Annotated in this window: 20 protein-coding genes; 9 read left to right on the forward strand and 11 right to left on the reverse strand. The window is 61.6% G+C overall.

The window, feature by feature from the left end; translation table 11 throughout:
* Positions 1 to 31 precede the first annotated feature (31 nt).
* Both ABIE49_RS31670 and ABIE49_RS31675 read right to left on the reverse strand, forming a co-directional pair.
* The gene (locus ABIE49_RS31670) at positions 32 to 961 is read right to left on the reverse strand and encodes a response regulator (protein WP_192735051.1); all 930 of its coding nucleotides are present in this window, start codon (positions 959 to 961) and stop codon (positions 32 to 34) included.
* Entirely contained in the window at positions 951 to 4,322 is a 3,372-nt protein-coding gene (locus ABIE49_RS31675) for a hybrid sensor histidine kinase/response regulator (protein ID WP_192735050.1), read from the reverse strand. Before ABIE49_RS31675 ends, ABIE49_RS31670 begins: the two co-directional genes overlap by 11 nt.
* Positions 4,323 to 4,536: 214 nt before the next feature.
* Here ABIE49_RS31675 and urtA point away from each other — a divergent pair, with 214 nt between their 5' ends.
* From urtA to ABIE49_RS31715, 8 genes are all read left to right on the forward strand, one after another.
* Positions 4,537 to 5,796, forward strand: coding sequence for an urea ABC transporter substrate-binding protein (gene urtA / locus ABIE49_RS31680; RefSeq protein ID WP_192735049.1), 1,260 nt, complete (start codon positions 4,537 to 4,539; stop codon positions 5,794 to 5,796).
* A 137-nt stretch (positions 5,797 to 5,933) separates the two neighbouring features.
* Positions 5,934 to 6,860 carry an urea ABC transporter permease subunit UrtB gene (gene urtB, locus ABIE49_RS31685; protein WP_192735048.1) on the forward strand — a complete coding sequence of 309 codons (927 nt, stop codon included), beginning with the start codon at positions 5,934 to 5,936 and terminating at the stop codon, positions 6,858 to 6,860.
* A gap of 18 nt (positions 6,861 to 6,878) precedes the next feature.
* Positions 6,879 to 8,027, forward strand: a complete 1,149-nt coding sequence (gene urtC, locus ABIE49_RS31690; protein ID WP_192735047.1) for an urea ABC transporter permease subunit UrtC — start codon at positions 6,879 to 6,881, stop codon at positions 8,025 to 8,027.
* 68 nt (positions 8,028 to 8,095) lie between these two features.
* A complete protein-coding gene (gene urtD, locus ABIE49_RS31695) occupies positions 8,096 to 8,851 on the forward strand; it encodes an urea ABC transporter ATP-binding protein UrtD (protein WP_192735046.1) in 756 nt (251 codons plus the stop codon).
* Positions 8,852 to 8,921: 70 nt separating this feature from the next.
* Positions 8,922 to 9,611: an urea ABC transporter ATP-binding subunit UrtE gene (gene urtE / locus ABIE49_RS31700; RefSeq protein WP_192735045.1), complete on the forward strand. Its 690-nt coding sequence runs from the start codon at positions 8,922 to 8,924 to the stop codon at positions 9,609 to 9,611.
* Between the two features lie 38 nt (positions 9,612 to 9,649).
* Complete coding sequence (fmdA, locus tag ABIE49_RS31705) at positions 9,650 to 10,879, forward strand: formamidase (RefSeq protein ID WP_192735044.1); 1,230 nt, start codon at positions 9,650 to 9,652, stop codon at positions 10,877 to 10,879.
* An 84-nt stretch (positions 10,880 to 10,963) separates the two neighbouring features.
* Positions 10,964 to 11,305 carry an FmdB family zinc ribbon protein gene (locus ABIE49_RS31710; RefSeq protein WP_192735043.1) on the forward strand — a complete coding sequence of 114 codons (342 nt, stop codon included), beginning with the start codon at positions 10,964 to 10,966 and terminating at the stop codon, positions 11,303 to 11,305.
* Positions 11,306 to 11,349: 44 nt separating this feature from the next.
* Complete coding sequence (locus ABIE49_RS31715; RefSeq protein WP_192735042.1) at positions 11,350 to 12,390, forward strand: aliphatic amidase; 1,041 nt, start codon at positions 11,350 to 11,352, stop codon at positions 12,388 to 12,390.
* Positions 12,391 to 13,033: 643 nt separating this feature from the next.
* Here the strand turns inward: ABIE49_RS31715 and ABIE49_RS31720 are convergent.
* From ABIE49_RS31720 to ABIE49_RS31755, 8 genes are all read right to left on the reverse strand, one after another.
* Positions 13,034 to 13,597: an AMP-binding protein gene (locus ABIE49_RS31720; RefSeq protein ID WP_192735041.1), complete on the reverse strand. Its 564-nt coding sequence runs from the start codon at positions 13,595 to 13,597 to the stop codon at positions 13,034 to 13,036.
* A gap of 82 nt (positions 13,598 to 13,679) precedes the next feature.
* Positions 13,680 to 14,375 (reverse strand): ABC transporter ATP-binding protein, encoded by a 696-nt coding sequence (locus ABIE49_RS31725; RefSeq protein ID WP_192735040.1) that lies wholly within the window; start codon positions 14,373 to 14,375, stop codon positions 13,680 to 13,682.
* The gene (locus ABIE49_RS31730; RefSeq protein ID WP_192735039.1) at positions 14,375 to 15,124 is read right to left on the reverse strand and encodes an ABC transporter ATP-binding protein; all 750 of its coding nucleotides are present in this window, start codon (positions 15,122 to 15,124) and stop codon (positions 14,375 to 14,377) included. The genes ABIE49_RS31725 and ABIE49_RS31730 overlap by 1 nt, the downstream gene beginning before the upstream one ends.
* Positions 15,121 to 16,422 (reverse strand): branched-chain amino acid ABC transporter permease, encoded by a 1,302-nt coding sequence (locus ABIE49_RS31735; RefSeq protein ID WP_192735038.1) that lies wholly within the window; start codon positions 16,420 to 16,422, stop codon positions 15,121 to 15,123. Before ABIE49_RS31735 ends, ABIE49_RS31730 begins: the two co-directional genes overlap by 4 nt.
* Positions 16,419 to 17,366: a branched-chain amino acid ABC transporter permease gene (locus ABIE49_RS31740; protein WP_192735037.1), complete on the reverse strand. Its 948-nt coding sequence runs from the start codon at positions 17,364 to 17,366 to the stop codon at positions 16,419 to 16,421. Before ABIE49_RS31740 ends, ABIE49_RS31735 begins: the two co-directional genes overlap by 4 nt.
* Before the next feature lie 74 nt (positions 17,367 to 17,440).
* Positions 17,441 to 18,685, reverse strand: a complete 1,245-nt coding sequence (locus ABIE49_RS31745) for a branched-chain amino acid ABC transporter substrate-binding protein (RefSeq protein WP_354067101.1) — start codon at positions 18,683 to 18,685, stop codon at positions 17,441 to 17,443.
* A gap of 28 nt (positions 18,686 to 18,713) precedes the next feature.
* The gene (locus ABIE49_RS31750; protein WP_192735036.1) at positions 18,714 to 19,568 is read right to left on the reverse strand and encodes an NAD-dependent epimerase/dehydratase family protein; all 855 of its coding nucleotides are present in this window, start codon (positions 19,566 to 19,568) and stop codon (positions 18,714 to 18,716) included.
* Positions 19,565 to 20,005: a nuclear transport factor 2 family protein gene (locus tag ABIE49_RS31755; RefSeq protein ID WP_192735035.1), complete on the reverse strand. Its 441-nt coding sequence runs from the start codon at positions 20,003 to 20,005 to the stop codon at positions 19,565 to 19,567. The genes ABIE49_RS31750 and ABIE49_RS31755 overlap by 4 nt, the downstream gene beginning before the upstream one ends.
* 90 nt (positions 20,006 to 20,095) lie before the next feature.
* Here ABIE49_RS31755 and pdxR point away from each other — a divergent pair, with 90 nt between their 5' ends.
* Complete coding sequence (pdxR, locus tag ABIE49_RS31760; RefSeq protein WP_192735034.1) at positions 20,096 to 21,553, forward strand: MocR-like pyridoxine biosynthesis transcription factor PdxR; 1,458 nt, start codon at positions 20,096 to 20,098, stop codon at positions 21,551 to 21,553.
* 407 nt (positions 21,554 to 21,960) lie between these two features.
* Here the strand turns inward: pdxR and ABIE49_RS31765 are convergent, their stop codons facing one another.
* Positions 21,961 to 22,872 carry a LysR family transcriptional regulator gene (locus ABIE49_RS31765; RefSeq protein WP_192735033.1) on the reverse strand — a complete coding sequence of 304 codons (912 nt, stop codon included), beginning with the start codon at positions 22,870 to 22,872 and terminating at the stop codon, positions 21,961 to 21,963.
* Positions 22,873 to 22,876: the final 4 nt, after the last annotated feature.

Below are 22,876 nucleotides of genomic sequence, written 5' to 3' on the forward strand. Positions count from 1 at the left end.
CCAAGGTGCAACGCTTATGCGGCCTCCCAGCTCATCGCTTCAGATTCTTCGCATTGACCGCGATCGCAGCCGCCGCGGTGCGGTTCTCGACGCCGAGCTTGGAATAGATCTGCTCGAGATGCTTGTCGACGGTGCGGGGCGAGAGGCCTAGGATTTGCGCGATGTCGCGATTGGTCTTTCCTTTCGACAGCCACGACAGAACCTCGCCCTCGCGCGTGGTCAGTCCCAATTCGCTGGAGAACTCCGCCGGCGTATCGGCGCCGGAATCCTTGGCGAGCCGCAGCAGGAACTCGTTCGGCCCGAGCTTGCCCATATACTGCAGCTTGAGCAGCTCGTTGCCGGGGAACGCTGCCATCACCGACGCCTTCGACCCGGCCTTGCCCTTCTGCACCTGTTCCAGCCATTGCGGCATCGGATCCGGCAGCACGATATTGTCGTCGGCGTCGGCGCTAAGCGTATCCGATAACAGTTTCTGCGCCTGCGGCGTCGCCCACATGATCTTGCCGACGCCGTTCACGGCGAGCAGATAGCGGCCGGAGACGTCGAGTGCGGCGCGGGCGCTCTGGGTCAGCCGGGCATTGGCGAGGTGCACCCGAATCCGCGCCAGCATCTCCTCGATCGCGATCGGTTTTGTCACGTAATCCACGCCGCCGGCCTCCAGCCCGCGGACGATGTGTTCGGTTTCTGCAAGGCCGGTCATGAAGATGATGGGAACGTTGACGAGACCCGCATCGCGTTTCAGCCGTTTGCAGGTCTCAAATCCGTCCATGCCGGGCATCACGGCGTCAAGCAGCACGATGTCAGGCGTGATCTGATCGACGATCCGCATCGCCGAGGCGCCGTCGAGCGCGACCATGACCGTCATGCCCGCGCCATCGAGCGCGTCGGTGAGCAGCCGCAGGGTTTCCGGGGAATCGTCGACGACGAGGGCGACGTCGCGTTTTTTTTGTTCAATGATCATAGCTGTGCAACGTCTTCAGGGTCGCCATGTATTGATCGAGATCGAAGCGATCGATCAGGGCGCGCATTTGGGTGACGAAGTCGGCATGTTCAGGGTGATCGTTGCCGATCTCGTCGAGCTTGAGCTGGATGGCGCGGATGTAACCCAATTGCCCGAGTCCGATGAGTTCCTCGACGTGCTTCACCGACGGCCGCGAGCCGGTCTCGGGCTTCCAGCTCGGAACGGCGATCTGGTCGACCTCATATTCCCATTCGAGCTTGAGTAATTGGCGAATGGTTTCCAGCAGCCGCGGAATATCGATCGGCTTCATCAGGTAGCCGTCGTGGAAGGGCTGCGCCAGCGGTGCGCCATGCGCCTCCAGCGCGCTCGCCGACACCATCAGGATGCGCGCCTGATGGTGGCCGTTCTTGCGCAGGGTTTCCGCGATCGTCCAGCCGTCCATCCCGGCCATCGAGATGTCGAGCAGAAACAGATCGGGCCGGCAATGCTGGGCCAACTCCAGGCAGCCGGGGCCGTCGGGCGCGCTGAGCAGGATGAAGCCGAGCGGCGTCAAGACCTCGCGCAGGAGATCGCGATGGGTCGGATCGTCGTCGGTGATCAGGATCGTCTTGCGCGGGCCGTGATAGCCGAAGATCGGCGCCCCGACCGGCGCGATCCGCGTCGGGTTGGTGACTTCCGAAAGCAGGATCTTCATGCGGAAGTTGCTGCCGGTGCCGACCGTGCTGGTGACCTTGATGTCGCCGCCCATGACGCCGGCCAGCAGCCGGCTGATGGTCAGGCCAAGACCGGTTCCGGTCTGGGGTTGGGAGACGCCGAGCGCGCCGCGTTCGAACGGCGCGAAAATGCGTTCGAGGTCGTCGGCCTGAATGCCCGGGCCGGTGTCGATCACCTCGAACTCCGCCACCGGGCTGCGGTAATGCACCACGAACTGCACGCTGCCGGCCTGGGTGAACTTGATGGCGTTCGACAACAGGTTGATCAGGATCTGGCGCAGCCGCTTCTCGTCGGCAAAGACCACGACCGGCAGCACCGCCGGCCGCTTGAAGACAAAATCGGTACCCTTGGCGGCGGCTTGCAGGCGGAACATGCCGACCAGCTGATCGAGGAAATCGCTCAACCGCACCTCGTCGCGCGACAGGTACAACCGGCCGGCTTCTATCTTGGAGATGTCCAGAATGCCGTCGATCAGGCCCGAAAGATGGTCTGCGCTGCGGCGGACCACGCGCACCTGATCGCGCGGTTTTGTCTGCAGGCTGGAATCCTGTTCGAGCAATTGCGCGTAGCCACTTATGGCGTTGAGTGGCGAGCGCAGTTCGTGACTCAACCCGACAACGTAGCGGCTCTTGGCCAGATTAGCGGATTCGGCGACTTCCTTGGCACGCTGCAGTTCGGCATCGGTACGCTTGTGCGCGTCGATTTCCTGAATCAGCAATGTGGTCTGGCGTCGGGTTTCGGCTTCCGCCGCGCGGCGGCTCTGCTGCGCCAGCACGAACAGCCATGCCACGACGCCGATAATGATGGTGAGAGCGAAGAACACCTTCCACAGCACGTCCGACAGCTGGAGATCGTCGACCGGAATCGTCGCCGACGTCTGAAGATAGATCAGCGCGAGCGTCAGCCCGACCAGGCCTGCGGACACCACGAACACGCCGAGATAGTGCCCGACCTGGGAGTTGATCCGGGCATAGATCGGCTGAGGCAGTGCCTTGGCCAGCGCGTCCGAAACCTGCGCCTGAATCCGCGCATGCGGCTTGCAGAGATCATGGCAGCGCGCGTCCAGCGAACAGCATAGCGAACAGATCGGGCCGGCATAGGCCGGGCAGGAGGCCATATCCTCCGGCTCGAACGAATGCTCGCAGATACAGCACTGGATCGATTCCAGATTCTGCCAGCTCCGCTTCGGCTTGCGGGCGATGTAATATTTGCCGTCGGTGGCCCAGGCGATCAAAGGCGCGGTGACAAAGGCGACGGCGAGCGCGACGAACGGCGACAACGCCTTCGGCGTCGGTCCGAACAGGCCATAGAACGCGCTGATCGAGACGATGGTCGCGATCGTCATCGCGCCGACGCCGACCGGATTGATATCGTAGAGATGCGCGCGCTTGAACTCGATGTGCTGCGGCCGCAGACCGAGCGGCTTGTTGACCACGAGATCGGCGACCAGCGCGCCGACCCATGCGATGGCGACGTTGGAATAAAGCGCCAGCGTCTGCTCCAGCGCCTTGTAGACGCCGATTTCCATCAAAAGCAGCGCGACCAGCACGTTGAAGACGAGCCACACCACGCGGCCCGGATGGCTGTGGGTCAGCCGCGAGAAGAAGTTCGACCAGGCGATCGAGCCGGCATAGGCGTTGGTGACGTTGATCTTGATCTGCGAGAGAATGACGAAGGTGCCGGTCAGCGCCAGCACCAGATCGGGCTGCGACAGGACATAACGGAACGCTTCGAGATACATGTGCGCGGGCTCAGCCGCATGTTCGGTGGAAACGCCGTGGCTGAGCGCGAAGTAGGCGAGGAACGAGCCCAGCAGCAGTTTTAGCGCGCCAAAGATGATCCAGCCGGGGCCGGCGCTGAGCATCGCGATCCACCACGACGTCCGTGAGGTCCGGCGGTCGCGCGGCAGGAACCGCAGGAAGTCGACCTGTTCACCGATCTGCGCCACCAGCGAAAACACCACCGAGGCGGCGGTGCCGAACAATAGCAGATCGAGATTCCCGCCGGCGTCGCCATGCTCGCCGGAGAATTTGCGCCACTCCGCAAACGATTGCGGGTTGGCGTAGGCGATCGCGACAAAAGGAAGGATGTGCAGGATGATCCAGATCGGCTGCGTCCACAGTTGGAAGCGGCTGATCAGCGTGATGCCGTACGTCACCAGCGGAATGATGACGACCGCGCTGATGAGATAGCCGATCGGACGCGGGATGCCGAAGCACATCTCCAGTGCGCTGGCGAGAATGACCGCCTCGAGCGCGAAGAAGATGAAGGTGAAGGAGGCATAGATCAGCGACGTGATGGTCGAACCGATATAACCGAACCCCGCGCCGCGGGTCAGCAGGTCGATGTCGATGCCGCATTTGGCGGCGTGATAGGCAATCGGCAGTCCGCAAAGGAAGATGATGACGCTGACGACCAGAATGGCGGCGACCGCATTGGTAGCGCCGTAATTCAGCGTAATGGTGCCGCCGATGGCTTCCAGCGCCAGGAACGAGATGGCGCCGAGCGCGGTGTTGGCGACGCGGGCGGCGGACCATCGCCGTGCGCTCTTGGCGGTAAAGCGCAGCGCGTAGTCTTCCAGCGTCTGGTTTGCAACCCATTGATTGTATTGGCGCCTGACGCGGTCGATCCGCTGCCGCCCTGCCACTTTGTTGCTCCTGACCGCTGACGACCGAGCCCTTCGTGGCTCATCCAACACCTTGCAATCTGCGTACCGCAAACCGCGTACCGCAGACTCCGTACCAAAACCTACGTCGCTATTTTGCGGTGCAGTATACGCAATCTTGCGTATCTGTGCAGTGCACAAAACTGAGCATCCTTGCCTCACCAATAAGCGCGTTCTCGAACAAAATGGGGTGCTCATGTCAGACGAAATCAAACGGGGCCTGCAGTCTCCGCTGCGACGTAAACTGCTGATGGGAGCGGCAGTCTTGCCGGCGATGGCGCTGCTGCCGCGCCTGGCATTCGGCGCCGGACCGCCGACTGCGGCCGTCAACGCCACGGGATTGGCCGTTACCGACACCGAAGTGACGGTCGGCATCCTGCATTCCGCCACCGGCACGATGGCGATCTCCGAAACCGGTTCGATTCAGGCCGAAAAGCTTGCCATCGAGCAGATCAACGCCATGGGCGGTGTGCTTGGCCGCAAGATCAAGATCATCCAGGAAGACGGCGCCAGCGACTGGCCGACTTTCGCGGAGAAGGCCAAGAAGCTGCTGGTCAACGACAAGGTGGCCTCGATCATGGGCTGCTGGACCTCGGCGTCGCGCAAGGCGGTGCTGCCTGTCATGGAGCAGTACAACGGCATGCTCTATTACCCGACCTTCTATGAAGGGCTCGAGCAGTCCAAGAACGTGATCTACACCGGGCAGGAGGCGACCCAGCAGATTCTCGCCGGCATCGACTGGATCACCAAGGAAAAGAACGCCAAATCGTTCTACTTCATCGGCTCCGACTACATCTGGCCGCGCACCTCGAACAAGATCGCGCGCAAGCACATCGAGAACTTCCTGAAGCTGAAGGTCGTCGGCGAGGAATACTTCCCGCTCGGCCACACCCAGTTCAACTCCGTCATCAACAAGCTCAAGCTGACCAAGCCCGACGTGATCTTTACCGACGTCGTCGGCGGTTCGAACGTCGCGTTCTACAAGCAGCTCAAGGCTGCCGGCATCGACCTGTCGAAGCAGACCCTGCTGACCATTTCGGTGACCGAGGACGAGATCGACGGCATCGGCGGCGAGAACATCGCCGGCGCCTATGCCTGCATGAAGTACTTCCAGTCGCTGAAGAACGAGAACAACGAAAAGTTCGTTGCCGCGTTCAAGAAGATGTGGGGCGACAAGACCGTGATCGGCGACGTGACGCAAGCCGCTTATCTCGGCCCGTGGCTGTGGAAAGCGACCGTCGAGAAGGCGAATTCCTTCGACGTCGACAAGGTCGCGGCCGCTTCGCCCGGCATCGAGTTCAAGGGTGCGCCGGAAGGCTATGTCCGGATCCATGAAAACCACCATCTGTGGTCGAAGACCCGCGTCGGCAAGGCCAAGCTGGACGGCCAGTTCGACATGGTGTTCGAGACCGCCGATCTGATCCAGCCGGATCCGTTCCCCAAGGGCTATCAATAAAGGCTCGCGGACAACTCCCGCGATTCCCCAAGAGTCTCTCTCAAGAGTCTCCCTGGCGTGGACCGTCAATCCGCGTCCAACACCCCCGCGTCGCGAGCTTGCTCGCGGCGCGGGACTTCCCCCACGGAGAAACATCGATGCTCGGCGACTATTCGATTGGCGATCTCGGCTCCATTTTCGTCATGCAGGGCTTTGCGGGCCTGATCTTGTTTTCCGTCTATGTGCTGATGGCGCTCGGGCTTGCCATCATCTTCGGTCAGATGGGCGTCATCAACATGGCCCATGGCGAGTTCATGATCCTCGGCGCCTACGTCACCTGGCTCACCTCCAGTGCGTTTCAGAGCTACCTGCCGGCGCTGTTTCCCGGCTACTTCTTTCTCGCCATGGTGCTCGCTTTCATGGCCTCCGGCGCGCTCGGCATGCTGGTCGAATGGGGACTGATACGCCACCTCTACAAGCGCCCGCTGGATACGCTGCTGGCGACTTGGGGCCTCAGCCTCATCCTGCAGCAGACCTATCGCTCGGTGTTCGGCGCGCGCGAAGTCGGCGTCGAGCTGCCGCAATGGATGCTCGGCTCCAAGCAGATCACTGACACCATCGAAGTCCCGATCAACGGCATCTTCGTGATGTGCCTGACTGTGCTGATCACGGTCGCGGTGGCCTGGATCATGTACAAGTCGCGCTGGGGCCGCCAGGTCCGCGCCGTCGTGCAGAACCGCATTATGGCCGGCGCGGTCGGCATCAACACCGAGAAAGTCGATCGCTACACCTTCGGCCTCGGTTGCGGCATCGCCGGCGTCGCCGGCAGCGCCTTCACCATGATCGGCTCGACCGGGCCGACCTCCGGCCAGCTCTACATCGTCGATACCTTCCTCGTGGTCGTGTTCGGCGGCGCCACCAGCCTGCTCGGCACCATCGCGTCGGCCTTCAGCATCTCGCAGACGCAGTCGACGCTCGAATTCTTCATGTCGGGGTCGATGGCAAAGGTGCTGACGCTGCTCGCCATTGTCGGAATTCTGATGCTGCGGCCGCAGGGGCTGTTCGCCCTCAAGGTCCGCAAATAACAAAAAGCAGGCACGGTCATGATCATCAACTCACGCTTCTTCAATCGATCCGAGCTCATCGGTTTCGTTGCCCTGGCCGCCCTGCTGTTCGTGATCCTGCCGCTGTCGCTGGATGTGTTTCGCCTCAATCTGGTCGCCAAGTACCTGACTTACGCTTTCGTCGGGATCGGGCTGGTGCTGTGCTGGGGCTATGGCGGCATTCTCAGTCTGGGGCAGGGGGTGTTCTTCGGCCTCGGCGGCTACTGCATGGCGATGTTCCTCAAGCTCGAGGCATCGAGCCCGGAAAACACCAAGATCCAGTCCACCCCCGGCATCCCCGATTTCATGGACTGGAATCAGATCACCTCGCTGCCGCTGTTCTGGCAGCCATTCCACAGTCTCACCCTTACTATTCTCGCCATCATCCTGGTGCCCGGCCTGTTCGCCCTGATCATCGGCACCGCGATGTTCAAGCGCCGCGTCGGCGGCACTTATTTTGCGATCATCACGCAAGCCGTTGCGGCCATCCTGACCATCCTGATCGTTGGGCAGCAGGGCTATACCGGCGGCATCAACGGCATGACCGACCTGCGCACCCTGAAGGGATGGGACATCCGGCCGGATCACGCCAAGGTCATGCTCTACTTCTTTGAAGTGTTCCTGCTGTTCGGCTGCATCCTGCTGGCGCAGTTCATTCGCCTGACCAAGCTCGGACGCATCCTGGTGGCGATGCGCGAACAGGAAGACCGCGTCCGCTTCTCCGGCTACAGCGTCGCCAACTTCAAGATATTCGCCTTCTGCATGGCCGCGATCTTCGCCGCGATCGGCGGCGCCATGTTCGCGCTCAATGTCGGTTTCATGTCGCCGTCCTTTGTCGGCATCGTGCCGTCGATCGAGATGGTGATCTACACCGCGGTCGGCGGACGGATGTCGATCTTCGGCGCGGTGTGGGGTTCGCTGCTGGTGAACGTCGCCAAGACCGGCCTGTCGGAATCGTTCCCGCAGCTCTGGCTGTTCGGCCTCGGCGGACTGTTCATCGCGGTGGTGCTGGCGTTCCCGAACGGCCTGTCCGGGATCTGGGCGGATTACGTCCAGCCTCGCATCGATCGCCTACTGGCGTGGCGCAAACCAAAACCCGCCAAGGCGTGGACCGACAGTTCGGTCGCCGACGGCGCCCCGGCAGAATGAGGAGTTAGATCATGCTCATCGGTCACCCCGGTTGCCGATGCCACACTGGCGGAATGAGGAGATAGATCATGCTCATCGGTCACCAGCCCAAGGAGTTCCTGCTCGCGGTCGAGGCGCTCACGGTGTCCTTTGACGGCTTCAAGGCGGTCAACGATCTCTCCTTCTATGTCGAGGAGAACGAGATCCGGGTCATCATCGGCCCCAACGGCGCCGGCAAGACCACGGTGCTCGATCTGATCTGCGGCAAGACGAAGGCGACGTCGGGTTCGATCCAGTTTCGCGGTCAGGAACTGACCCGGATGAAAGAGAACCAGATCGTGCAGACCGGCGTCGGCCGCAAGTTCCAGACGCCGTCGGTATTCGTCGATCTCACGGTGTTCGAGAACCTGGAGATTTCCTACCCGCGCGGCCGCACCGTGTTCGGCTCGCTCGCTTTCCAGCGCGACGCCGCGGTGCGCGACCGCGTCGAGGAAGTCGCCGAGATGATCTTCCTGAAGGATCGCCTCGACACCTATGCCGATGAACTCAGCCACGGCCAGAAACAATGGCTCGAGATCGGCATGCTGCTGATCCAGGATCCGGACTTGCTGATGCTCGACGAGCCGGTGGCCGGCATGAGCGTCAGCGAGCGGGCCAAGACCGCCGAACTGCTCAACCGCATCATCAAGGGCCGGTCGGTGCTGGTGATCGAGCACGACATGAAGTTCGTCGAGGATATCGCCCACAAGGTCACGGTGCTGCACCAGGGCCAGATCCTGTCGGAAGGCACTATGGAGCACGTCAAGAACGATCCGAAGGTCATCGAAGTTTATCTGGGCCATTAGCGCATGACCCCGAGAAATGGCGTCCGGCTTCCGGACACGATCATGCGCAAGGAATAAGGAACGCGAGTCGATGCTGGCTATTTCGGATCTGCATGTCGCCTACGGCCAGAGTGAAGTCCTCCATGGCCTCAACGTATCGGTCGCGCCCAATGAAATCGTTGCGATCATGGGCCGCAACGGCATGGGCAAGACCACGCTTATGAAATCGCTGATGGGCATCCTGCCCGCCAAGAGCGGCTCGGTGACGATGGCAGGCACGGAACTGAGCCAGCTGCCGAGCTACGAACGCGTCGCCAGGGGCCTCGCCTATGTGCCGCAGGGCCGCATGATCTTCTCCACCATGACGGTGAAGGAGAACATCGAGACCGGTCTCGTCGTGTCCGGCGAGAAGGATGTTCCGGAGGGCATCTATGAGCTGTTTCCGGTGTTGCTGGAAATGAAGAACCGCCGCGGCGGCAATCTCTCCGGCGGACAGCAGCAGCAGCTCGCAATTGCCCGCGCGCTCGCCACCAAGCCGAAAGTGCTGCTGCTGGATGAGCCGACCGAAGGCATCCAGCCGTCGATCATCAAGGACATGGCGCGCACCTTGAAGCGTATTCGCGACGAGCGCGGCCTGTCGATCGTGGTCTCCGAACAGGTTTTGAGCTTCGCGCTCGATGTCGCCGACCGCGTGCTGGTGATCGAGAACGGCGAGATCGTCCGTGATGACCCGCGCGACGGCGTCGATGCGGCGCAGATCTCGAAATATCTGTCCGTCTGAACCGTAGCCTTCAAGTCTGTAGAAAAGGGGAGCTTGCAATGCCAGATACACTGATCAAGGTCGATCTTTCGAAATCGGCCTACGAAAACGACAAGATCCACAACCGCTGGCACCCCGAGATCCCGATCGTGGAATGGGTCAGCCCCGGCGACGACTTCATCATCGAAACCGTCGACTGGACCGGCGGCTTCATCAAGAACAACGATTCCGCCGACGACGTGCGCGACATCGATCTGTCGATCGTGCACTTCCTGTCCGGCCCGATCGGCGTCAAGGGCGCCGAGCCCGGCGATCTGCTGGTGGTCGATCTGCTCGACGTCGGTCCGCTGAAGGAGAGCCTGTGGGGTTTCAACGGCTTCTTCTCCAAGAAGAACGGCGGCGGCTTCCTGACCGATCACTTCCCGCTGGCGCAGAAATCGATCTGGGACATCAAGGGTCTTTACACGTCGTCGCGCCACATTCCCGGCGTCAATTTCGCGGGGCTCATTCACCCCGGCCTGATCGGCTGCCTGCCCGATCCGAAGATGCTGGCGACCTGGAACGCGCGTGAAGCCGAGCTGATCGCAACCAACCCGACCCGCGTACCCGGATTGGCCAACCCACCATTCGCGCCGACCACGCATGCCGGTCAGGCCAAGGGCGACGCCAAGGCCAAGATCGCCGCGGAGGGCGCCCGCACCGTTCCGCCGCGCGAACATGGCGGCAATTGCGACATCAAGGACCTGTCGCGCGGCTCGAAAATCTACTTCCCGGTCTATGTGCCCGGTGCCGGTCTCTCGATGGGCGACCTGCATTTCAGCCAGGGCGACGGCGAAATCACCTTCTGCGGCGCCATCGAGATGGCCGGCTGGCTGCACATCAAGGTCGATCTCATCAAGGACGGCGTCGCCAAATACGGCATCAAGAACCCCGTGTTCAAGCCGTCGCCGATCACGCCGAACTACAAGGACTACCTGATCTTCGAAGGCATCTCGGTCGACGAGCAAGGCAAGCAGCATTACCTCGACGTGCATATCGCCTACCGGCAGGCCTGCCTGAACGCGATCGAGTATCTGAAGAAGTTCGGTTACTCCGGCGCGCAGGCCTATTCGATCCTGGGCACGGCGCCTTGCCAGGGCCACATCTCCGGCGTGGTCGATGTGCCGAACGCCTGCGCCACGCTGTGGCTGCCGACGGAGATATTCGACTTCGACATCATGCCGTCGTCGGCGGGACCGATCAAACACATCAAGGGCGACATCCAGATGCCGCTGTCACAGGATAAGTAATCCCTGCGCGACGGGATGCGGGACGGTGTGCGTATCTGCCGCCCCGCATCCATCGTCGCGTACTATTTGCGCGAGGATATTGAAATGCCGGTTTACGAATATCTCTGCAACGATTGCGGCCCGTTCACCGACATGCGGCCGATGGCCGAATGCGATGCGCCGCAGGATTGCCCGCAATGCGAAACGGAATCGCCGCGTGTGATCCTGACCGCGCCGGCGTTCTTCTGCATGCCGTCGGACAAGCGCAAGGCCCATGCCACCAACGAGCGCAGCGCCAACGCGCCCAAAACCCTCGATCAGTACAAGGCCTCGCATGGTCCCGGCTGCGGCTGCTGTTCAAGCACGAAACCGGCGCGGCTGGTGACCAAGACAAGAAGCGGCGCCAAGAGTTTCCCGACCGCGCGGCCGTGGATGATCAGCCACTGATGCAGTGACGGCAGAGTTGAACCAGAACAGGAGGGGCGAACCCCATGCTTCACGGTGACATTTCCTCAAGCAACGACACGGTTGGCGTCGCCGTCGTCAATTACAAAATGCCGCGCCTGCACACCAAGGCGGAGGTGCTCGACAACGCCCGCAAGATCGCCGACATGGTGGTGGGCATGAAGCTCGGCCTGCCGGGCATGGATCTGGTGATCTTCCCGGAATATTCCACCCACGGCATCATGTACGACTCCAAGGAGATGTACGAGACCGCATCCGTCGTGCCCGGCGAGGAAACCGCGATCTTCGCCGAGGCCTGCCGCAAGGCGAAAGTGTGGGGCGTGTTCTCGCTCACCGGCGAGCGTCACGAGGAGCATCCGCACAAGGCGCCCTACAACACCCTGATCCTGATGAACGACAAGGGCGAGATTGTCCAGAAGTACCGCAAGATCATGCCGTGGGTGCCGATCGAAGGCTGGTATCCCGGCAACTGCACTTACGTTTCCGACGGACCAAAAGGCATGAAGGTCAGCCTGATCATCTGCGACGATGGCAATTTTCCGGAAATCTGGCGCGATTGCGCCATGAAGGGCGCCGAGCTGATCGTGCGCTGCCAGGGCTACATGTATCCGGCCAAGGAACAGCAGGTCCTGATTTCCAAGGCGATGGCTTGGGCCAACAATGTCTATGTGGCGGTCGCCAATGCCGCCGGCTTTGACGGCGTCTATTCCTATTTCGGCCACTCCGCGATCATCGGCTTCGATGGCCGCACGCTGGGCGAGACCGGCGAAGAGGAATACGGCATCCAGTATGCGGCGCTGTCGAAGAACCTGATCCGCGACGCCCGCCGCACCAACCAGTCGCAGAACCATCTCTACAAGCTGGTGCATCGCGGCTACACCGGCATGATCAATTCCGGTGAAAGCGCCAAGGGCCTGGCGACATGCCCTTACGACTTCTACTCGAAATGGATCGCCGATCCCGAAGGCACCCGCGAAATGGTCGAGGCGATGACCCGCCCGACCGCGGGCACTGCTGAATGCCCGATCGACGGCATCCCGAATGAAACATCCGGGACCAACTACTAAGCGACGCGCGTGCTCGTTGGTCAAGAAAGCCCGCGCGCAACACAATTGAAACACGACGAACCTAGGCGTCGCAACGGTACGATTGACGCGGGATGGGCTCCGATGTCTGCTTTGGGTCAAGGTGGAATTGGCCTGAACGTCCGCTACTGGCGGCGGGTTCAACTGATCGCCGCAACACATGCTGCGAATTTGTCTGCTGGGGTTTGATATACGGCGGGATGGTGAGGTCATGCCTGAAGTCGTGGCCATCCCTAAGCACCCTGAATGCCTTCCAGGCGCCGATGCCGCAGCTGATCTACAAGAACGAGCGATTGGCAATCCGGGAGTCCCGGCCGACACCCGCTAGAGCTCCCGTCGCGATCTCGGCGATCGGCACGAAATCCTTCTCGGGATCGTAGGGCATCGTTGGGCCGCGGCCAGAAGCCCCAGCACCGTGCCGCGTGCGCAAACTGGGAATCGATTGCCGTGATATCCCTCTTCATGCCGGCAGGTGGTCTGGCCCGGGGGGTCTTAGCGGCGCGATCGACAGAATACTTGCAAACCGGAGCGGGTGCGGTTCTGGAGACTGGGATGAATGTGCGGAGGCGACGGTCGTACGGCGCTTGCACATAAGGCAAAGGATCTCCGGGTTGCAGCGCCGTCGCTACCTTTCGCCGAGCGCGGCGAGAGCCGTCGTCAGGATCGCACCTTTCGGCGTTCCCGTGGTTCCGGATGTGTACATCATCAGCGCCGCCGCATCGGGATCTACTCGGACGCCATGATCAATCGCCGGTTCCGTTCCTTCGATCGATAACCATTGACCGGCTGCTTCCGTGGTGAAGTAGGATGAAACTGTGGTGAGCTCGCCGCGTATCGCATCGATGAGCCCGCGGTGTTGTGTGTCTACGACCATTGCGCAAGCACCCGCATCGTTGGCGATGAAGACGAGCTCGGGTCCGGTAAGCCGGAAATTCAATGGCACAAACGCCGCACCGAGCCGCGCAGCCGCGAACGTGACGACAAGGAAAAGGGGCTGGTTGAGGCCGAGAAAGGCGACGCGATCGCCGCTGTGGACGCCGAGCTTCCTTAGGCGACCGGCCAGAGCGTCGATTCGGCGCTGCACCTCGCGATAGGTCCACGTAACGCCTTCGAAAGTAAGTGCCTTTCTTTCCGGCGTACGCTGCGCGCGTTGGTAGAACCAATTTGCAAGACCGATATCGGGGCTCATGACATTCTCCCATCGTTAACGCAACGTCGCATCTTCCTGACGGCACCTAATCGGTCCGGGCGTTGAAGTCCTCTGCAAATCGTCAAACCTCGAGCCATTCGCGGCGGATCGCGCCGTTGGCCTTGAGATCGGCCGGCGTGCCCTCGAACACGATGCGACCGTGGCCCATCACATAGAGCCGGTGCGAGATACGCATCGCGATCGACAGCTTCTGCTCGACCAGCAGTATCGCGACGCCGCGGCGGGCAATTTCGGCTATGAGATCGCCAACCTGTTGCACGATAATGGGCGCCAGTCCCTCGGTCGGCTCGTCGATCATGACAAGCTCGGGGTCGCCCATCAGCGTGCGGCAAATCGTCAGCATCTGCTTTTCACCGCCGGACATCACGCCAGCCGCCGTATCGGCGCGCGCAGCGAGATTGGGGAACATCTCCAGCATGTCTTCCAGCCGCCACTTACCCGGCTTGCGGGGATCCTTGATGCCGAGCATCAGGTTTTGCCGTACAGTGAGCCCGGGAAAAATGTCGCGATGCTCGGGTACGTAGCCGAGGCCAAGATGGGCGATCTTGTGACTGGGCAGGCCCGCGATATTGTGGCCCTTGAACAGGATGCTGCCATGCGGCTGCACCTCGCCGATGATCGCCTTGACGGTCGTCGAGCGGCCGACGCCGTTGCGGCCGAGCAGGCTGACCACCTCGCCCGCATCGATACGCATACCGACGCCTTGCAGGATGTGGCTCTTGCCGTAATAGGCGTGCAGATCCCTGACCTCCAGCATCAGGCGGCCTCCTCACCGAGATAGGCTTCCTTGACCTTTGGATTGCCGCGAATCTCCTCCGGCGATCCGGAAGCTATGATCTGGCCGTACACCAGCACCGAAATACGGTCGGCGAGACCGAACACAACGCTCATGTCATGCTCGACGATGAGGAGGGTGCGGTCTTCCGTCAGGCGGCGGATCAGCGCTACAGCCCGTTCTGTTTCGGCATGGCTCATGCCGGCGGTCGGCTCGTCGAGCAGAATGACATCGGCGCCGCCGGCGATGGTGATGCCGATCTCAAGGGCGCGCTGCTCCGCATAGGTCAGTAGACCGGCAGGAACGCCGCGCCGGCCAGTGAGGCCAATGTCCTCGAGAACCCTGGTGGTCCGCTGGCGCACGTCGGGCAGGTTGTCGATGTTCTTCCAGAACGCATAGCGGTAACCGGTCGCCCAGAGCACAGCGCAACGGAGGTTCTCCCACACGCTCATATTGACGAAGACGTTGGTCACCTGAAAGCTGCGTGACAGCCCGCGGCGGTTGATCTGGTACGGCGGCAGGCCGGAGATCACCCGGTCACGCAGCAGGATGCTGCCGGCGGTCGGTTTCATGTAGCCGCTAATCAGATTGAACAGGGTGGATTTGCCGGCCCCGTTCGGACCGATCAAGGCATGGCGCTCGCCCGGCGCGACCGTCAGGTTGACGTTGCGGATCACCGATGTGTTGCCGAATCTCTTCTCGATCCCGCGCAATTCGATCGCGGAGCTCATGCGGGGATTCCTTGTTCGCGCGCTGCGCCGGACGCATCATCCCAGGCTTGCCGGACGCGTGTCCAGGTCCTGCGCGCGACCAGAAAGCCGCCGATCAAGAGCACCGCCGACATCGCCCAGATATACCGGCTCGCCGCGTCGAAACTGACGCCGAATGCCTTGATGTGAGAATCGTCGCCGGCGTTGACGGCGTAGTGCACCGTTACCTCGATCGCGACGATGAAGCCGGTCAGCATCGCCGCCGTGGGCACAAAGGCGATGAAATAACTGGGCAGCACCCGGCCGAGCGTGCCGGCCTTCAACAGCGGACGATGCATCATCAACAGTCCGGTGATGCCGCCCGGCGCGAACACCACCACCGCAATGAAGATCAATCCGAAATAGAGCTGCCACACAGCCGTCAGATCGCTGAGGCCGAGCGAAAGGAGCGTGACAAAGACCGCGCCGACGATCGGACCGATAAAGAAGCCGACGCCGCCAATATAGGTGGCGAACAGCACCGTTCCCGACTGCACGGCGCCAAGGTAGGCCGAATTGGCGATCTCGAAGCAGGTCGCGGCGAGCGCACCCGCGATACCGGCAAAGAAACCGGAAAAGCAGAACGCCAGATAGCGCACGACGTGCGGATCGTAGCCGACGAACTGCACCCGCTCCGGATTGTCGCGTACCGCGTTGCACATTCGGCCCAATGGCGTGCGGGTGAGGGCGTACATGGCGATGACGGCGATCAGCATCCACGCCGCGACCAGATAGTAGATCTGGATCTGCGGCCCGAAACTCCAGTCGAACACGCGGAACAGCCTGGTGCGGTTGGCGGAGATGCCGGAGTCGCCACCGAAGAATGTACGCAGGACCAGTGCCGACGAAGCGACCAGTTCGGCGACACCGAGCGATATCATCGCAAAGGCCGTCCCGCTGCGCCGGGTCGAGACCCAGCCGAGCACGACCGCAAACAGCAATCCGGTCAATCCGCCGATCAACGGCACCACCGGCAGGGGGATCGGCAGCTTGTTGGTGCCGATGATGTTGATGGCATGAATCGCCAGGAAACCGCCGATGCCGTAATAGACCGCGTGGCCGAACGACAGCATTCCAGTTTGACCCAGCAGCATGTTGTAGGACATCGAGAAAATGATGGAGATGCCGACCAGACTGAACGTGGTCAGCGATCCGCCGGAGCTGAACAATTTTGGCAGGATCAGCAGCGCGATCGCGACTGCAAACAACAATCCACGGAATTTGAGCTTGTCGGCGGCGGCCGGATAAAGAGCCGCTGTGCTTGAGATCGTCTCGCTCATGTATCGCGTGTCCCTAGCAGGCCCATTGGGCGGAAGATCAGGATCAGCACCAGCAGCGCGTAGGGTATCACCGGTGCGATCTGCGCGATGGTTACCCCCCAGATATCGGCAAGCCACGTGGCTTCATCGGCGGCACTCAGCGGGCCGAAGGCACCGGCCAATGAGCCGTTCATCGAGACGGCAAACGTCTGGATCAGGCCGATCAACAACGACGCGACGAAGGCGCCGGGCAGAGAGCCGAGCCCGCCCACCACGACCACCACGAACAAAATGGGTCCGAGCGATCCGGCCATGTTCGACTGCGTTACCAGCGCGGGGCCGGCGATGACACCAGCGACCGCCGCAAGTGCGGTGCCGATGCCGAACACCAGCATGAAGATGCGTCCGACGTTGTGGCCGAGATGGCCGACCATATGCGGGTGCGTCAACGCCGCTTGCACGATCAGGCCGATCCGCGTCTTCTTGAGCGTGATGAGCAAGACGGTGAAGATCGCGACGGAGACCAGCAACATGAACATCTTGTAGGCGGGGTAGTTGGTGGAGAAGATCGTGAAGGCCGGAAAGTCCAGCGACGGTGGTACGCGGAAGTCCACCGGGCTCTTGCCCCAGATGATCTGGACGAGTTCTTCGATTGCGAACGCCAGGCCGAACGTGAACAGCAGTTCGGCGACATGGCCGCTTTTGTGCACACGGCGCAGGCCAAAGCGCTCGACGCCGGCGCCGATCGCTCCGGCCAGCAACGGCGCGATCAGCAGGGCAGGCCAGAAGCCGAACCATCGGCTGATTTGATATCCGAAGAATGCACCGAGCATGTAGAAGCTCGCGTGCGCGAGGTTCAGCACTCCGAGCATACTGAAGATGACGGTAAGGCCGCTCGCCATCAAGAACAGCTGCATGCCGGACAGCACACCATTGAGCGTGGAGATGGCAATCAGTTCAAGCACGACACCCCGCCTGGAAATTGGTATCCGCGTCCGCCCACGGAGTGGTCCGGGGCGGACGAGCTACACGCGAGCGATCAATTCGGCCGTTCCATCTTGCAGGTGGTCGGAAGCATGGTTTGGGCGGCCGGGATCATGGCCACCGTTTTCCAGCCCCAGCCGGTGTTCTCCTCATCGTACTTGGTGGCCTCCGACACCCGCGTGAAGGAGTAGACGTAAAGGTCCTGCATGTACTGGTGATCGGCTGGCCGCATGAGACCTTCCGCGCCCAGTGCAGAGCGATGCTTCATGGCATGGAGGCGCTCGGCGATCGTCGTGGCGCTTGGCTCCTTTGTTTCGTTGATGGCCCGAACCAGCATCTCCACGACATTGCGAATGTTGAGGTATCGCCAGTCATGTCCGTACTTCATCTTGAATTCGGCTGCGAAACGCTCCATCTCGGCGTTGGGCACATTCTGGTGCCATTCGCCAATGTTGAAGACGCGTCCGTCCAATCCCGTCCGCATCACGGCTGTCGGGCCGCCTGCGCTGCCGGCGTAGTAAGTAAACCAATCGGCCTTCAGGCCGGCGTCGGCGGCTGCCTTGAGCAAGAGTGCAAAATCGTTACCCCAATTGGCCGTGATTACGGTGTCCGCGCCCGAGGCCCGGATCTTGGCAATGTAGGGAGAAAAATCGGTAATCTTCGCGAGTGGGTGCAATTCGTCGCCGACGATCTCGATGTCCGGTCGCTTCGACTGCAGCATCGTTCGCGCCGTTTGCCTCACCGACTGTCCCAGTGAGTAATCCTGATTGATGAGATAGAGTTTCTTGATCGGCGGGCGGTCCTTCATGAAGTTGGTCAGGGCTTCCATCTTCATGTTCGAATGGGCGTCGAAACGGAAGTGCCAGTAGCTGCACTTCTCATTCGTCAGAACCGGATCGATTGCAGCATAGTTCAGGTACACGACATTCTTGCCGGGATTGCGCTCGTTATGCTTGTTCACGAAGTCGCTTATCGCGGCAGCTACAGTGGAGCCGTTTCCCTGGATGACGATCTCGGCGCCTGCGTCGATTGCTTTCTGAACCTGGATCACGCTGTCCTGCGTGGAGAGCTTATTGTCATAGGTATCCAACTGGAGACGGTGTTCACCCAGCGCGGCAGTCGCATTGGCCCTGTCAATGAGAAAGCGGAAGTGGTTCAGCGCGGCTTCCGTAATGCTGGCCATGCCGCCCGAGAGCGGATCGATGAAGGCAAGCTTGATGGTCCGGGCCTGGGTTTCGGTTGATCCCATGGCAATCGCTGCGACCGTGGCGACCACTGCGCATACAAGTTGACGACGCATCGTGTATCCTTTCTCGGTTCAATGGGTATCAGCGAGCCAGGCCCGCCTGAACATTGGGATAGCGGGGCGCCCAATCGAGCGTCTCGCGGAGGCGACGATTGCTGGCCCGAAAGGAAGGCAGCGTGACTGGGCCCCCGAGGAGAGGGACGGCGGCCCGCACCGTCGCGGCGGCGTAGGTCAGGAGATCGCGCCAGGAAGACGGATGATCGTCGCCTACAAGAAACGTGCTTCGCGGGGCCGCTCGCTCGACCGCCACAGCTGTTGCATCAGCCATGTCGGCGACATGAATGAGGGAGGCGAATTCGGTTCCGTCGCCAGGGATCTTCAGCGTTCCTTCCGTTGCTCGCGCGAACCAGTCATCCTCCCGGCCTGTTCCGGGACCATAGAACAGGCCGCCGCGCAGGATGATCCATTGACGATCGGAAGCGGTCACCAATGCTTCCATATCGACGGCGGATTGCGTGATTGAAGTCGGTCGGACAGCTGACGATTCGTCGATCCAGCTGTCTCCGCCACCAGCGTGCATCATCGCTATGCTCTGCTGAACGAGCCGACCTATGCCGGCAGCGCAACAGGCGTCGATCACGGCACGCGTTCCTTCGCGACGAATGCGATCGTTCAGCGCAAAGTCGGGCGTCTGGCCGGGACGCGGAACGGACGTGGCGAGATTGATGACGGCATCACAGCCGGCAAACGCCACCCGGAGCGAGTCAGGATCAAAGACGTCTGCGCCCCGCACTTCAGCACCGCAATGTGCGAGGGATGCGGCATTCTCGGGCCTGCGCATCAACGCGCGGACGCGATGTCCCCTCGCGATGAGGCGAGGCAGGAGATGGCGTCCGTAGACGCCACTTGCGCCAACGACTGCGATCACCAGACTCACGCGGCTTCGCCCATATACGGCTTGCGGTTTGGTTGACCCAGATGTTCCAGCAACTCATCAAGGCTGTAATAGAAGCGCTCTCCCATCATGAGACCGTCTCTAAACGAGACGATCACGACGAAGCGAAGTTTGAATATGCGCTGGGTGGCGGTGACCCCCAGGAATGGACCGATATGGCGGCACGAGAACCCGGTTTCGGCGATCAGCGATCCGTCGTCTGCCCAGGCGCGCCGTCCACTTTCCACCGTGGTGTCGAGGCCGTTCCACCATTCGTGATAATGATCCCTTGCGCCTTCGTGGCCACGCCATACCCGCCCCATCGCCAGATCTTCGAACACGCATTCCGGATGCAGCGTCGCCAGCGTGCCGGCCATGTCGTGCGCGCTTTCGGCCGCTACGTGCCGGGCAACCAGTTCGCCGCGAGTCTTCAGGTCCATCCATCGCTCCCGTTTTGAGAATGAGGCTGGACAGTAGCGATTTATTGGGTCAGCCTATTGTGCCATTTTGTTCAGTTTAATTGGACCATTATGACGAAGGGAAAATCCGGTGGACGGGCCCTCCATCTCGCTGCCGCCGCACAGGGGCAGGGCAGATTTGCGACGCTGTACGCCTCGTTACGGCAAGCGATCGCCGAAGGGCGTCTGCCTGCCGGTGCGCGGCTGCCATCGACACGGGATCTGGCGAAGCAGGAAGCGGTCGCCCGAGGCACCGTCATTGCTGTTTTCGAGCAACTTAGCGCAGACGGGTTCTTGACCTCGCGGACTGGCGACGGGACCTATGTGCGCGCAGCCCCGGTACAGATCCTGAAACCTGCTGCCGACCACCGGGGCGGTTTCAGGAAGCCGTCGATCCGAACACCCCAGAGCAGTCCCTTTCCGGTCGGGGCAAGCGAACCGCGTCCCTTTCGTGCCAACGTTCCCGCTATCGATCTCTTTCCGCGCGCGATCTGGGGGCGGCTTGCGGGGCGTTATTGGCGCGAAGTTTCGCCTCGAAAACTGGGCGACAGCGACCCGAGGGGGCACATCGGGTTACGCGAGGCCTTGGTAGAATATTTGGCTGTGAGCCGAGGCGTTCGCAGCGAAGTCGGACGCGTATTCATTGTGCCGGGTACGCAGGCGGCACTCGATCTGATATGTCGCGCCGTTCTCGAGCCCAACGGCACGGTCTGGGTTGAAGATCCCGGCTATGTCGGTGCGCGGCAGCTTGTCAGGCAATGGGGTGCAACCGTTGTTCCCATCCCCGTCGACGACGAGGGAATGCGCGTACCAAAGGATGTGCCTGTGTCGCAACGACCCCGGCTGGTTCTCGTTACACCGGCGCATCAAAGCCCACTTGGCGTTACAATGTCCTTGCCCCGCCGCCACGCGTTGCTCGATCAGGCAAGGCGCGCCGGGGCATGGATCTTTGAAGACGACTATGATGGCGAACTGCGATACGGCCTGCGACCGCTCAGTGCGTTGCAGGGCATCGACCTCGACGGATGTGTCATCCATGCGGGAACGTTCAGCAAGACGCTGCTTCCTTCACTGCGGCTGGGTTACATGGTGGTGCCGGATCGCCTCGTGGAACCGCTGATGTCGATGATGTCGCTGACCCTGCGGTTCGTTGCGCCGATGGAACAGGCCGTACTCGCCGAGTTTATCAGCCTCGGGCATTTTGGTCGCCATATTCGACGCCTGCAGGAGGCTTACGCGACGCGGCATGCGATGCTGCGAAGCGAATGCAACCGTCTCTTGTCCGGCTCAATCGAACTCAGCACCGCGGCGGCAGGCCTGGATGTGGTCGGTTGGTTGCCGCGTGGAACGTCCGACGTTGCCGTTTCCCGCACATTGATGTCCAGTGGAATCGAAGCGCGGCCGCTCTCCCACTATCGAGTCCGGCGAGGAAGACCGGGTCTGTTGTTGGGTGCGGCTGCGTTCGACGAGGTTGCCATTCGGGGCGCGGTCAGTCGTATGGCGGCGGCACTCGAAAACTCTGACCGCTGATGATCCCGTGCCTGGGTTATCTGCCGGGCATATGCCGGGTCGATAAAAACGTCGATCAGGGTGATTGGGAGCCTTTCTGCAAATCTCGGCATCGAACCTCCTGACCTCTGTTGCCGGATCCTATCTCGCGCTGTCTGTCGTTGCCTCGTGGTCTACCTGGTGTTCGGCGTCAATACGACACTCCCGCTGGCCGTAGCGGCGTTGCTGATCGTGATGGGAATGTTGATGGCCGGTTATGCATTGTCCATGCGCTTGCCAGCATTTTGGGCCCCAACAGGACACGCCTCCTGCTGCCATCAGGCGCTGCACCAGAGTGCGACGCGATTATCAATTACCCTGTTTCATTTGTATCGTCCTGACATGCAGCATTTGCGCATTGGATTGGATCGTCGCCATACCACCGTGGGTTATGGCAGATCCCCCGCTCGGGACTGAGTGAGGACCGATCGCGCGATCGTGACCAAGGCTTTCGCTGCTGGCGACAGCGTTCTGCCGGTACGTTGCAGGAGCGACACCTGTCGCGTGATGGCTGGTCGCGTAAGGGGCTTTGCGATCAGCATCGGAAACTGGTCGGCCGGTAGCATTGTCGCCGGAAGAATGGCGAGCCCAAGTCCCTGCGCAGTCATCGCAAGCGCGGTGTTTATCAAAGTGACCTCATAGGTCGGGACCAGTCGCTTGCCTTGCTGTCCCAGCGCCTGATCGATCTGCATGCGAATTCGCGTTTCGCGTCGCATCGCGATCGTTGGTTGGCGCGCTAGTTCATCCCAAGTCAGGGAACGCCGCGCGGCGAACTCAGCCGTGTGACGACCGATGGCGCTGAGGCGCCCGCCGACCAGCGCTTCGATCTTCATTTCCGCGATTTCGCCTTCGACGCTGCCGATCGCAAACTGCGCATCCGTGGCGATCATGCGCGGTACGAGATCGTCGGCCGCGACGTCGCGCATGTCGATCTCGACGTCGGGATAGACGGCACGAAATCTGGCAAGCACCCGTGGCATCAGCGCCGACGCGGCGCCGGCCGATGCGAGGAACGCGACGCGGCCGGCACGCGCCTCGGCAAGGTCGCGCATGCGCCGCGACAGCCCCTGCGCATCGCCGAGCATGCGATCGGCGGCATGAATGGCCTCATGCGCAGCCAGCGTCGGCTGCACCGCGCGTGTGGTGCGATCGAACAGCTTCACGCCGAGCTGGGCCTCGAGCTGCTGTATCAGCAGGCTTGTCGCCGACTGCGTGATCCCGAGCTCGCGCGCGGCCCGGGTAATGCTGCGCGCGCGATAGACGCCGGTGAAAGCCCGCAATTGCCGCAAAGTGACATTCATAGGA

This window comes from Bradyrhizobium sp. OAE829 (assembly GCF_040546575.1).
GTDB lineage: Bacteria > Pseudomonadota > Alphaproteobacteria > Rhizobiales > Xanthobacteraceae > Bradyrhizobium.